The sequence below is a fragment of the Tenacibaculum jejuense genome, from assembly GCF_900198195.1.
In the GTDB taxonomy this organism is placed as follows: Bacteria; Bacteroidota; Bacteroidia; order Flavobacteriales; family Flavobacteriaceae; genus Polaribacter; species Polaribacter jejuensis.
Genome location: NZ_LT899436.1, coordinates 4,489,637 through 4,502,801 on the forward strand (window position 1 = coordinate 4,489,637; position 13,165 = coordinate 4,502,801).

Sequence of the window (13,165 nt, forward strand, 5' to 3'; positions counted from 1 at the left end):
ATTAAATTGAATCTAACAAATTGTAGTAGTAAATTAAATTGCTTTCTCTAAAGTAAAAGAAAACTCTGAACCTTCGCCAAAAGTACTTTTTAGTAAAATTGTTTCGTTATGTGCTTCTATAATGTGCTTTACAATGGAAAGTCCAAGTCCAGAACCTCCTTGTTCTCTAGATCTACTTTGATCTACACGATAGAAACGCTCAAACAATCTAGGAATATGTTCTTGTTTAATTCCTTCTCCGTCGTCTGAAATCTTAATCACAAACTTATTTTCATTGTATGACTCTACACTAGCAGTAGTAATTCCATCAACTTTACCATATTTGATAGAGTTTACAATTAAGTTAATTAGAACTTGTTCTATTCGTTCTACATCTCCTTTTACAAAAAGAGGAAAATCATAAACCTTATCGAAAACTAATTGAATATTTCTTTTTTTCGCTTTCATTTCGAACAGATCGAAAACTGTTTGAATTAATTCGATAATATTAAAAGGTTCTATTTTCATTTTCATTCCATCGGTTTCTAATTTGGCAATCATATCCAAATCTTTCACTATGGAAGTTAAACGCTCTACACCTTTATTTGCTCTTTCTAGATATTTGTCTCGAATTACTTTATCGTTAGCAGCTCCTTCGATTAAAGTTAAAATATAACCTTGAACAGTAAAAAGAGGAGTCTTTAATTCATGAGCAACATTCCCTAAGAAATCTCTACGAAATGAATCTCTTTCAGTTAAGTTAGCAATCTCTTCTTTTTTATCTTCTACATAATCTTGAACAGTTTTCGTAAAATCCTCTATATCAGTTGTAATTTTATCTCGTTTTAAATCTTGTACATCTAAAATAGAAATATCTTGATACAACTTTTTAACTCGTTGATATATAAAATGTTCTGCTCTATATTGAATTACAAAAAATGAGATTGTAAATAATAAAATCCCAAAAATTATTATTGCAACTAAACCTAAAGATTTAAAAAATGACAAATACGAAAAAACAGCAATAACAACTGATATTACTGTTAAATATAGCGCAGAAGTAAGCGCGTATCGATATGTTTTTCTTAATTTATTCAATAATAAATATTTCGATTATTTATCTGTTTCTAAGACAAATTTGTAACCAACACCTTTTACTGTTTTAAAATGATGGTCTCCTATTTTTTCTCTTAATTTTCTAATATGAACATCTATAGTTCTACCACCGACTACTACTTCGTTACCCCAAACACTGTCTAAAATAGTTTCTCTTTTAAAAACTTTTCCTGGCTTAGAGGTTAACAATGAAAACAATTCAAACTCTTTTCTTGGCAATGTGATTTTCTCTTCACCCTTAAACACTACATACTCATCTCTATTGATTAAAATATCTCCTATCTTAGTAGTTGCTTCAGAAACTGTATCTGTTTTAAGTCTTCTTAATAATGACTTCACTTTACTTACTAAAACTTTAGGTTTAATAGGTTTTGTGATATAGTCATCTGCGCCTGCATCAAAACCAGCTACTTGAGAATAATCTTCTCCACGAGCTGTTAAGAAAGAAATTATAACATTCTCTAAAGGTTTAATATCTCTAATTTTCTCACAAGCTTCGATACCATCCATTTCAGGCATCATTATGTCTAATAAAATTAAATGTGGTGTGATTTTTCTAGCGATTTTAACCCCTTCCAATCCATTAGTTGCTGTAAAAACTTGATAACCTTCAGATCTTAGATTGTATCCAACAATCTCTAAAATATCTGGTTCATCATCAACTAATAAAATTTTAATATCGTTAGTATTCATACTGGTATAATTAATGTGCAAAACAACCCAAAAGTAACGATAAATTAACAAAAACAGTTAAAGAGACTTTAACTTAATGTTGATTTAATATTAACAAAAACCTTTTACATAAATATTAAATATCAGACGCTTAACATTAAATTAATCTAAAAAAACTATCTATAAGTCGGATAATTACCTAATTTTGAGAGCATTTTTTTTAAAACGGGATAATATGAAAAAAAATTACTTTTTTACTTTTTTACTAACTTTTTTATTTAGTTCTGCTTTTTCTCAGGACTTAATTATAACTGGAGCTATTGACGGCCCTTTACCTTCAGGTGCACCAAAAGCTATCGAACTATATGCAGTAAATAACATTGCTGATTTAAGTATTTATGGTATTGAATCTACAACAAATGGTGACCCTGCGGCTGGAGCTGAATATACTTTTCCTGCAGACGCCATAACTGCAGGTACATATATTTACTTATCATTCGAAGATACTCGCATTAATCAGTATTTAGGAGTAACACCTCAATATGTTGACAATGTTATTAACGTTAATGGAGATGATACAATAATTCTGTATAAGAACGGAACAGTTGAAGATCTATTAGGGAGAATTGGTGAAGATGGTACTGGTAAAGATTGGGACTATGTTGATGGATGGGCTTACAGAAAAGACGGACAAGGACCAAGTGCTACTTTTAATCCAAATGAATGGACATTTAGCGGCCCAAACGCTCTTGATGGATGTGATAAAAGTGACGACTCTGGAACAAATGCTGACTGTTCTTCTGTATTTCCTGTTGGAACATACGCTGGAACAGCTTCTACAGAACCTTCATTAACAATTAGTTCTCCTTCAAACGGATCTACAATATCTTTTACTGATATTGCAACAGTTAAATTTTCTGTAAACAATTTTAATGTTGCTGCTGGTGGTTCAGGAGATGGTTATATAAAATGGACATTGAATAGCGTAGCTCAGGCTGATAAATTTGATACAGATGATATCACTTTTGCTACTACGGGAGGAACTACTTATGAAGTATTTATCGAGTTGGTTGATAATGCCGGAAATGCTTTATCAACTCCAGTAAATCAAACAATTTCTTTTACTGTAGGATTTCCTTGTGATATACAAGTAAGTACAATTACTACGTCATGTGTTGCAGAAACTTCTGGTGTAGATACTTATAATGTTTCTATCGATTTTACAGGAGGAGGAACTTCTACATATACGTTAACTGCTGATAATGGAGCAGTAGGTGGAGATAATCCTTCAATGATGGCTTCTGGTACAATTACCATTACGGGAATTACTGAAGGAACAAATATTGTTTTCACCGTTAAAGGTGATACTAGCAATAGTAGTTGTGATTTCACAAGAAACATTTCTAGTCCAACTTGTAAAGCTCTACCTTTTATTGAAACTTTTGATTATGCTGATGCTGCTGTTTTATCTAATCAAGTGAATTGGGAAAGTACAAATTCTGGAGATGATATCGTTATTTCTTCTGGAAATTTAGATTATAGTGGTTTAAAGGCTTCTGAAGGGAATAAAGTTATTTTTGATGGTTCAGGAGCTGAATCTTTTACTAAGTTCACTAATATTTCAACAGGTACAGTTTACAGTTCATTCTTACTAAAAGTATCAGCTTTTCAAACTGGAAGTCCTGACCTAACTGACGGAGGTTATTTTGCTGGTTTAGCAGCAACTACAACATCTTACGATGCTAGATTATGGGTTAGACCAAATCCAGACACTAGTGGAACTACATTTGATATTGGTTTTGGACCAGAAAGTTCAAATCCTCCTTTTACAACATCTACTTATAATTTAGGAGATGTATTATTTATCGTAATGGCTTACGATTTAGATAATGAAGTAGTGAGTTTATGGATTAATCCAGACAGTGCGACTTTTGAAGGAGCTGCACCTACTCCAGATTTAGGAGGTAACGATCCTAGTGCACCATCTTTTATCAATACTTTTATATTAAGACAGGATTCAACAAACGAAACACCAACTATAGAAATTGATGAATTAAGAATTGCTACTACCTGGGCTGAAGTTACTCCTAAAGATAATTCTACAGCTTCTATAATAGAAAATGAAATAGATGGTTTTGGAGTGTATCCTAACCCAACAAATAATAAAACATTCACTCTTACTTCTGCTTCTGTTGATGTAAAAGACATTCAAATCTTTAATATGATTGGTAAGAAAGTATACGAAACTTCAATTTCTGGAACTAAAAAGGATGTAAATGTTTCATCTATTGGTTCAGGAATGTATATCTTAAAAGTAGTAGAATCTAACAAGATAGCTACACAAAGATTAATTATAAAATAAGAAATATACTTTTAAACAAAGTAATGAAAAGAGAGGTTTTAGCCTCTCTTTTTCATTTATAAAAAACATAGTATCTTTCTTTTCATGAAAAAAGTTTTCTTTCTAATTCTTGTTTTATCGGTGACTATTGGATTTTCTCAATCTAATTACAAAAATTTCAAAAAGCTTTCTTCTCCTAAGAAATGGTGGGTTGTTTTCCATCCTTTTAAAGCAAAAAAAGCTTTGGAAATTTCTAAAGAGGCTAGTCGAGTTTCAGATAGTATTCGAAAAACTGATTTATTAGATCGTGATCATGCTGGTGGACAAGTAGATGCCTTTAGACATGCATATTGGATGGCTAGATTACGTCAGGAAATTGGAAAATCTGCCGCAAGATCTCTTGGTAAAGCACACGAGAAAGAAAATTATTTAATGTATAAGAAGCGAAAATTAGAAGAAGGTGTTGTTCCTGATGAGATTTCTTCTGAAATGGATTTATTTAACAATGATGTTGGTCTTACATTAACCGTAAAAAATTGTAAAACTTCAAAAATTGGTTTGATTCATAAAGTTGCAAATGCTATTAAAAAAGGCAAAATGAAAGTCATCAAGAAAAACAAAAAAGGCGAGTTTTTAATGTGTGATGGAAAACTAATTGAATCCAACTCATTAAAAGGAAAATGGAAAAACAATAAATGTTTGGTTGATTCAAACTACAAGAGAAATTAATGATATTTTACTTTTCTAAGTACTCTATTTACTTCCTTATATTTTATGTAAGTCGTTTTATCTTCTAGATTTTTAATATAATCTTTTGCTTTTTCTAATTGTTCTCTAGCATCTAAAAATCCATTTAAATAACAGATTAAATAGTTGTTGGGTAATCGATGAACATCTTCATGTTCTGTTACAGATAAAGGAATATTATTTTCAATATTGTTAACTATATTATTGCTATTCTCGTAAATATGATTAATAATCTTACTATCGTAAGTCGGAGGCTCGAATAAAAACTCTTTGATAATATCTAGCTTTCCGTTGTTTTTAAAATGAACAATGGTTTTCTCTAAAGGATATTTTACCTCGTCTTTTTCTAAACCTAAAGTTATATATTCAATAATTATAAATGAGTGATGGTTTATTTTGATTTTTACTTCATCTAATGCTGAATAGAAAAGCTGTACTTGCTCATTGATTAATTCAATATCAACTCTAGAATAAAACTCTTCTTCATTTACCATTGTTTTTTTTCCTGCCCAACATAAAACAAATTGTTCCTTAAAGACTTTATATTTCGGATGATATTCCTCTTTGTGTCTATTAAAAAAATCGAAAACTCCATCGAGTGTTAGTTCAATATTATTTCTAGCATTTTTCTCAATAGACTCTACAATTTCTCTATTACTGTTGGGGAGTTTAAATTCTTCCAACAATGGCATTGAATTACTTCCTCTTCTGTAAAAGACAGTTCCTCTAGGATATTTCCATATAAACTTAGATAAATGAGAAATTTTCTCTTTAGGATGAATGGTAACTAATCCTATAACTTTATATCGAGGCAAACCTGGAAAAGGTATGTTTTCGTATTGAATATTGGGTGGATTTATTAAATAGGCGTTGACTAAATTTTGAATTTTACTATCATCAAAAAAGTCAACACCTATTACTTCATTATCTTCATCACGAATACCTATTAAGATATATGAATTATTTTCTGGATTAGAATTAGATAAGGCGCATATATGTTTTATAAACTTTGCTTTTCCTTCTTTACTACCTAATGAAAGTCGTTGTTTTTTATCGTAAAAACTATTTTCATCATTATGAGAAAGCAAATTCTTAATTAGCAGCCTTTTATTAATCATATTAAGCTACTTTGTGACCTCTACTAGCCTCATAAAGCACGAACCAATCTTGTAAATCTAGATTAATTTGTAAAGCTTGATTTGACATTTTTATTCTTTCTTTATTCGATGTACCAATAACCGGAGCAACATTACAAGGATGTTTTAAAATCCAAGCTAATAATAACTGATCGCTTGTTGCATTATACTTCTCGCACATTGGTTTTAAAACCTGTTGAACTCTCTCTGCTTGCTCAGTTTCTAAACCAAAGAAACCTCCTAGAGGACTCCAACTCATCACTTTCATATCTTCTTTAATTAGATAATCTAAAGTACCTTGATCTATTGCTGAGTTTTGAACCAACGAAAACTCTAATTGATTACATGTTAATGGAGTTTTCTTCTTTAACAACTCCATTTGACTTGCAGTAAAATTTGAAACTCCAAAATCTATAATTTTTCCTTCTTCCTGAAGTTTAACAACTGCCTCATTAATTTCTTCAGATTGCATTAAAGGACTTGGCCTGTGTAACAGTAAAACATCTAAATAATCTGTTTTTAAATTCTTTAAAGATTGTTCTACACTCCAAATGATATATTCTTTAGAATAATCATAAAACTTCACTCTGTTATCAGGTCTTTCTTCCGTGATGTATTGAATTCCGCATTTAGATATCAACTGAACTTGTTCTCGTTCTATACCACTTTCAGCAAATGCTTTTCCAAAAGCTGCTTCAGTTGTATATCCACCATAAATATCTGCATGATCGAAAGTAATATTTCCTTCTTCAACACAAAAATGTATAAGATCGGTCATTTCTTTAGTCGAGAAGTTTTTACCCCATATACCCCAAGACATACAGCCTATTATAATATCTGATAATTTAGTTTTCATTCTTATTTAACATTGTAGCACTTGCTTGTGCAGTTGGATAAACGATTAAATCTTCTATGTTTACATGATATGGTCTTGTAACTACAAAATGAATGATATCTGCAATATCTTCAGCTTGAAGTGCCTTGTAACCTTTATAAACTTGCTTTGCTCTTTCTGAATCTCCTTTAAAACGAACATCAGAAAATTCTGTTTCTACTAAACCTGGATGAATTCCACTTACACGGATGTTGTATTGATTTAAATCTAATCGCATTGATTTATTTAACGCATTTACTGCAAATTTTGAAGCACAATATACATTTCCGTTCAGGTATACTTCTTTCCCAGCAATAGATCCAATATTTACAATGAAACCTTGGTTTCTATCTATCATTGTTGGAATTATTGCTTTAGAAACATATAACAAGCCTTTTACATTACCATCAATCATAGCATCCCAATCATCTAAACTACCTTCTTGAATTGAATGTAATCCGTGGGCATTTCCTGCATTATTAATTAAAATATCTATCGCTTTAAATTCTGATGGAATACTCTCAATAGCTTTAAAAACATCCTCTCTAAAACGCACATCGAATTGAAGTGTGTGTACTTTGGTTTGTTTTGATAGCTCTTTTTCTAATTCATTTAATTTTTCTGATCTTCTACCACATAAAATTAAATTATAATTCTGTTCTGCAAATAAATACGCACAAGCTTTACCTATTCCAGATGTAGCACCAGTAATTAGTACGGTTGACATAAATTTTATTATTTACTATAAAAGTAAAACTTTTAATGTAAACCTTAGGTTATATAAAGAGAAAAACCGCCCTCCTGGGGCGGCATCTCTAATTGGTTATTTGAGAATAACCAACCAAAAATCAACTAACCAAACTTTATTTTAATACTTTTCTTGTAATTTCTTTTCTTTTTATTTTAGTACGTTTTCTATTACTATTCCTTACTGGTTTTTTAGAACCATTTGCATTTTCTCCTTTTAAGAATTGAATATATCCTCTACCTCTGAAAACATATACTGTTTGTGTATTTAAATGGAACAATTCTATCTCTCCATCATTTACAACGCTCAATTCAAACTCCTCAGTATCTCCTCCGTCATAATTTAGTGTTAAAAACTTTAGATTGTCATAATCTATAATATTGTCTACAGTATATCCACCTACAAAGTCCCAATTAATAGAAGCAAGATTTGTGCCAAATGCGTCATGAGACGAATAAAAAGTTGTATTGTTTTCTGGAGTAAATTGTAAAAAATGCTCAGCATCAAATGGATTTGGTGCTCCGTTTCTTGTTTCTACTCTTTCCCAAGCAATATATTCTTGTAAAAAGAACTCTATATTGTCATAAAACAACTTGTCATAATCAAAATTATTTCTCTGATATCCTATTAAAAAATAACTCACGTTATTATTTAAATCATTCAATCGAATTTCATTATTGCTCAATTCTATAACTTCAAAACTATAATCACCATCTTGTGTATGAAACGTTTCTATCACTCCATCATCAAAAGTTCTATAACTCCCTACATTGATTCCTAAACCATTTCCTGTTTGACCAATGTCAACAATATTATTGTTTGCATACATATTTCCGTTTAAAAAAGAAACTGTGAAAGCTTTAGATAAAAATGGAATTTCTGCGCTTCCTTGTGTTCTATGAAAATCTACATACCATAAATCATAACCAGAAACAATTGCTTCTGTAGGCACAATATTATCTACAATGATTTCTTCATTTCTTACAACACAAGAAGTTAAAGTTGTGGCGGCTACAAATAGCGTTAAAAGTAATTTTAATGTTTTCATAAGTTTAAGTTTTACGGTTATGTAAAAAGTATTTTCAAAATGTGTGCCAAAAAATAAAACCGCTCTTTCGAACGGCTTTATTTTTTTGTGTTTTCGCTTTGTTTTCTATTGAAAAAGCACCTGTTTTCCTTGAGTTAACCCACTGTATTTAAAATACTTTACCCGACCATCTTCTATATAACTTATCACAACTTCATTTCCATCTAATTTAAACGGAAAATCTTCTTTTGCTGCATCTTTTGGAACTGTGTTTCCATATTCATTTCTAGGATCATCGTGTAATTGTAAATCATCTGACTGATTTCTAAACTGCCCTAATATTGAAGTTTCGCTTCCGTTACCTTTCTTGTAACTAACTGTTGCCTTTCTTCCACGATAAAAGATATGTTCAAATTTTACTTTTTGTTCAGAAGAATATACAAGGTTAATGTTTACTCCAGAAACACCTCGTACACCTCCTACCCAACTTGTGTACGTTCCAGATAGAATCTTAAAAGGTGGTTTTTTTTCAAATTGATAGCTTCCACAACTAACAATTGCTAAAATAAAAAGTGGGAAAATTATCTTTTTAGTCTTAATTATCTTCATAATATGTATTTTCAAAATGTTTTTTCAAGGATCATACCAATGTACAAATTTAAATGAAACCTTTTTTATAGTTTTAACGCATGATACAACTAAGTTATTGGGAAATTAAAGAATGGTTTACAAATGTAGACTATACCATAGTTGGTAGTGGAATTGTTGGATTAAATTGTGCTTTGCAGTTAAAACAACAATTTCCAAAATCAAATATTTTAATTGTAGAAAAAGGTATTTTACCACACGGTGCAAGCACTAAAAATGCTGGGTTTGCTTGTTTTGGAAGTTTATCTGAACTTGTTGATGATTTACAAAATCATACAGAAGATGAAGTATTGGGTTTAGTTAAAAAACGTTGGAATGGTTTACAATTATTACGAAAAAACTTAGGTGATAAAAACATTGATTTTCAACAAAACAAAGGTTTTGAATTGTTTCAAAACAAGGAACTTTTAGATGGTTGTTTATCTCAAAAAGAAACAATTAATAAGTTACTTTCAGGTGTTTTTGATACTCCCGTATTTTCAACATCAAGCAATACTTTTAACTTCAAAAAAATTGAAGAAAAATATATTATAAATAATTATGAAGGCCAGATTGATACAGGAAAAATGATGCATGAACTTCTTAAAAAAGTTCAATCACTTGGAGTTAAAATCATCAATAATATTACTGTTGAGGAAATTCAAGATCACAAAAACGCTGTTCATATTAAAACTAACTTACTAAGCTTTAACTCAAATAAAGTTTTTATCGCTACAAATGGATTTTCTAAAACTTTATTAAATGAGGATATTAAGCCAGCTAGAGCTCAAGTTTTAATTACAAAGCCTATTAAAAACCTTCATATTAAAGGAACTTTTCATTTAGACAAAGGATATTATTATTTTAGAAATATTAATGATCGTATTTTGTTTGGAGGTGGTAGAAATTTAGATTTTAAAACTGAAGAAACCACTGAGTTTTCTCTAACAGAATTGATTCAAAAGAAATTAGAAGAAATTTTAAAAGATACTATTTTACCAAATACCGCTTTTGAAATTGATCATCGATGGAGTGGAATTATGGGAATAGGAAACCAGAAAAAAAGCATTGTAAAACCAATATCAGAAAATGTATTTTGCGGAATACGATTAGGAGGAATGGGTGTTGCTATTGGTAGTTTAATCGGACAAGAATTAGCGGATTTAGTATGAGTATAAAAGAAAAACTATATCAAGAATGTGTTTTTTATGTTGAAAAACGAGAACGAACAATTCAAGAAATTATAAGTTCAAACAAAAAAGCATTACTTTCTGAAACCAAAAGTTCGGCTGGTGACAAGCATGAAACTGGACGAGCTATGCTGCAATTAGAAATGGAAAAAGCTAGCCAGCAAATTGCTGTCGTACAACAAATGAAAGAAACTTTAGCTAAAGTTGATACTGCTAATTCTCACGATTTAGTCCGTTTAGGTAGTGTTATTATCACCGAAAAGATGAATTATTTTATCGCAATAAGCTTAGGTAAAACAACCGTTGACAACAAAGATTATTTTATTATCTCTAGTTCTTCTCCAATTGGAAGAATATTCTTGGGTAAAAAGGAAGGCGATAAAGTTGTTTTCAATGGAAATTCGATAACAATACAATCTATTCTCTAAAAATGATAAACCTTTCCGATGTAACTTCTAATTCAAATTCACTAGCAATAAAAAGGCTTTGATTATCGTAAGTTACTTCAACCAACCAGTAAAATCCTTTAAAATAATTCTTAAGTACTTTTACTTTAAATTCTGAATCTTCTACAAACTTTATTTGATGTGGGTAAAACAGTTTTGTTTCATTATTAATTACAACTTCGTTTACATCATCAAATAGAGCTGCCACATATTTGTTGTTTCTTTTTTGATACAATTCAGATGGAGTTCCGGAAGCTATAATTTCATTGTGTTGAATTACAATTAACTGATCTGAAAATGACAAAGCATCATTACCATCGTGAGTTGCTACGATACAAGCAATTTTATTCTTTTTTAAATACGAAAAAAGATTTCTTCTTAGAGCATTTTTTTTAAAATTATCAATCTGACTAAAAGGTTCATCTAGCAATAACAATTCTGGTTCCTTTGCTAAAGCTTTTGCTATTGCCACACGTTGCTGCTGACCTCCACTTAAGTTTTTTACTTTTTCATTTGCATACGCTTTCATTTCTATAACATCTAACAATTCATTCGTTCTTCTTTCAGACTCTTCTGGATAAAATCTAGATAAGAATTTTGAGATGTTTTCTGCAACTGTTATGTAAGGCATTAAATCGAAGTTTTGAGGAACGTATTTAAAAAAATCCATTCCAGGAACTAAATGATAAGCCGGACCTAAAACTTCTTGATCTTTCCAAAAAATATTTCCTTCATCAAGATCTAACAATCCGTAAATAACTTTTAACAATGTTGATTTTCCACATCCACTTTCACCCATAACACTTAAGTGTTCACCTTCTGAAAGTTTCAAGCTAATATTCTTAAGAATTTTCTTTTTTTCTGAATATGAAAATGTAATGTTATTTACTTGTAGCATGAGTGTAAAAATAAGCTCTTTTCATGTAAAAAAGACATCTGAACCACTATTTTACTCTACTATTTATTAATTTTGCCATATGTGCAAATCGATAAATTTTACACCTGTACTAATTGCTATTGGTATTTTTGTCATTATAATAATATGTATCACTTGATCTATTTATTCAGCATCAAAAAATAAATAAAACTTAAACTTTTAGTTTATTTTTACCCCATGGATAAAAACTATGAACAACTTCATATAAAGATTTTAAACCCAAGGAAAACCTCTTGTTTAGTTAAATACACATCAATTATTCTTGTTCTTATTTTTACTTTTATTCCGTTAGCTGAATTAGTGAAAGAATTTAATTATAACCAAATTAAATCTAAACCAAAACTTACATGTATCATGGGGAATTTCAAACCTTTATAATTCAAATAAAAAAAAGAATATTTAATGATTTTATTTGCCGTAATTACTTTATTTATAACCTTCGTCATAATTTTTGTGTATAAAGTTTTAACTTCTAGCGAAAAAGAAGTTGAAGATTTTATAGATGACTATACTGATGATAATAACTTTGATATCATTTAATTACAAGAAAACAAGTCCCATTAAACTTATAAAAATTAAATAAAACACGTAAGAAAGAACAGTTAAGAAAAACGTTTTTAACTTTTTATAATTATTAAAGAACTGTAAGTAACTCCAAAAAACATAACCTAAAACAAACAACATGTAAATCGGTTCTATGTAAGCTCCATCTCCAGTAACTAACTTTAAAAAAATAAATAAAATATAGATAATCGCTTGTTGACCGGTGATAAAAGAATTTAAGACTAAATGTTCAAAATAATTGTATTTGTATTTTCTAAAAGATAAGTAAGAACCTAAAGAAAACACAGGTAACAATAACAACATAGCATATGCATAATTTTTAATTAACCACTGAAAAACAAATATTTTATCATGAGAGTCAAACTCAGAATTTTCATAATTACTCCAGCCAGAAACAAAGTCGGCAAGCATTGTTTTTTCACCAGAAATACCGGCGATTAATCCGTAAATAGTTGACAGGATCAACACAAAAGTTATAGGTTTGAAGTATTTTTTCCTCTTTCCGTCAATGAAATCTTTAACACTGTGTCCTGGTGCTATTGCTAATTGTTTTATTGTATAAAAGAAACCATGATCTACCTGAAAAATAGAATTGTTAATTTCTGACAGTAAATATTTAAAATCAATTGTATCTACATTTGTTTTCTGTCCACAGTTTGAACAAAAATTACCAATAACCTCTGCATTACAGTTTTTACAATTCATAAGGTAAAATTAAAACAACATCTTAAAATACAGAAATCAGTACGTTCAATTTCAAT

General features: G+C 29.9%; 14 protein-coding genes. 5 read left to right on the plus strand and 9 right to left on the minus strand.

Features of this window, described 5'->3' with window-relative positions; genetic code table 11:
* Positions 1–33 precede the first annotated feature (33 nt).
* Positions 34–1,077: a sensor histidine kinase gene (locus AQ1685_RS19675; protein ID WP_095074844.1), complete on the minus strand. Its 1,044-nt coding sequence runs from the start codon at positions 1,075–1,077 to the stop codon at positions 34–36.
* A 15-nt stretch (positions 1,078–1,092) separates the two neighbouring features.
* Complete coding sequence (locus AQ1685_RS19680; RefSeq protein WP_095074845.1) at positions 1,093–1,788, minus strand: response regulator transcription factor; 696 nt, start codon at positions 1,786–1,788, stop codon at positions 1,093–1,095.
* Positions 1,789–2,002: 214 nt separating this feature from the next.
* Between AQ1685_RS19680 and AQ1685_RS19685 the strand changes: the two genes are divergently transcribed.
* Positions 2,003–4,129, plus strand: coding sequence for a T9SS type A sorting domain-containing protein (locus tag AQ1685_RS19685; protein ID WP_095074846.1), 2,127 nt, complete (start codon positions 2,003–2,005; stop codon positions 4,127–4,129).
* Between the two features lie 84 nt (positions 4,130–4,213).
* Positions 4,214–4,837, plus strand: a complete 624-nt coding sequence (locus tag AQ1685_RS19690; protein WP_095074847.1) for a DUF6973 domain-containing protein — start codon at positions 4,214–4,216, stop codon at positions 4,835–4,837.
* Here AQ1685_RS19690 and AQ1685_RS19695 read toward each other — a convergent pair.
* From AQ1685_RS19695 to AQ1685_RS19715, 5 genes are all read right to left on the minus strand, one after another.
* Positions 4,834–5,973, minus strand: coding sequence for an ATP-binding protein (locus AQ1685_RS19695; protein ID WP_095074848.1), 1,140 nt, complete (start codon positions 5,971–5,973; stop codon positions 4,834–4,836). The two genes, AQ1685_RS19690 and AQ1685_RS19695, sit on opposite strands and share 4 nt — an antisense overlap.
* Position 5,974: 1 nt before the next feature.
* Positions 5,975–6,847 (minus strand): aldo/keto reductase, encoded by an 873-nt coding sequence (locus tag AQ1685_RS19700; protein WP_095074849.1) that lies wholly within the window; start codon positions 6,845–6,847, stop codon positions 5,975–5,977.
* Positions 6,837–7,592 carry an SDR family NAD(P)-dependent oxidoreductase gene (locus AQ1685_RS19705; protein WP_095074850.1) on the minus strand — a complete coding sequence of 252 codons (756 nt, stop codon included), beginning with the start codon at positions 7,590–7,592 and terminating at the stop codon, positions 6,837–6,839. Before AQ1685_RS19705 ends, AQ1685_RS19700 begins: the two co-directional genes overlap by 11 nt.
* A 136-nt stretch (positions 7,593–7,728) precedes the next feature.
* A complete protein-coding gene (locus AQ1685_RS19710) occupies positions 7,729–8,661 on the minus strand; it encodes a hypothetical protein (protein ID WP_095074851.1) in 933 nt (310 codons plus the stop codon).
* Between the two features lie 105 nt (positions 8,662–8,766).
* The gene (locus AQ1685_RS19715; RefSeq protein ID WP_095074852.1) at positions 8,767–9,249 is read right to left on the minus strand and encodes a hypothetical protein; all 483 of its coding nucleotides are present in this window, start codon (positions 9,247–9,249) and stop codon (positions 8,767–8,769) included.
* Between the two features lie 83 nt (positions 9,250–9,332).
* Here AQ1685_RS19715 and AQ1685_RS19720 point away from each other — a divergent pair, with 83 nt between their 5' ends.
* Together AQ1685_RS19720 and AQ1685_RS19725 are read left to right on the plus strand one after the other, a co-directional pair.
* A complete protein-coding gene (locus AQ1685_RS19720; RefSeq protein WP_095075130.1) occupies positions 9,333–10,439 on the plus strand; it encodes an NAD(P)/FAD-dependent oxidoreductase in 1,107 nt (368 codons plus the stop codon).
* Positions 10,436–10,885 carry a GreA/GreB family elongation factor gene (locus AQ1685_RS19725; RefSeq protein WP_095074853.1) on the plus strand — a complete coding sequence of 150 codons (450 nt, stop codon included), beginning with the start codon at positions 10,436–10,438 and terminating at the stop codon, positions 10,883–10,885. Before AQ1685_RS19720 ends, AQ1685_RS19725 begins: the two co-directional genes overlap by 4 nt.
* On the opposite strand, the gene AQ1685_RS19730 is transcribed toward AQ1685_RS19725, so the two are convergent.
* On the minus strand, positions 10,875–11,801 hold the full coding sequence (locus tag AQ1685_RS19730) for an ABC transporter ATP-binding protein (RefSeq protein ID WP_095074854.1): 927 nt from the start codon (positions 11,799–11,801) through the stop codon (positions 10,875–10,877). The two genes, AQ1685_RS19725 and AQ1685_RS19730, sit on opposite strands and share 11 nt — an antisense overlap.
* 441 nt (positions 11,802–12,242) lie before the next feature.
* On the opposite strand from AQ1685_RS19730, the gene AQ1685_RS19735 reads away from it, so the two are divergent.
* Positions 12,243–12,380 carry a hypothetical protein gene (locus AQ1685_RS19735; protein ID WP_157730298.1) on the plus strand — a complete coding sequence of 46 codons (138 nt, stop codon included), beginning with the start codon at positions 12,243–12,245 and terminating at the stop codon, positions 12,378–12,380.
* Here AQ1685_RS19735 and AQ1685_RS19740 read toward each other — a convergent pair whose 3' ends face one another.
* Positions 12,381–13,109, minus strand: coding sequence for a DUF3667 domain-containing protein (locus tag AQ1685_RS19740; RefSeq protein WP_095074855.1), 729 nt, complete (start codon positions 13,107–13,109; stop codon positions 12,381–12,383).
* Positions 13,110–13,165: the final 56 nt, after the last annotated feature.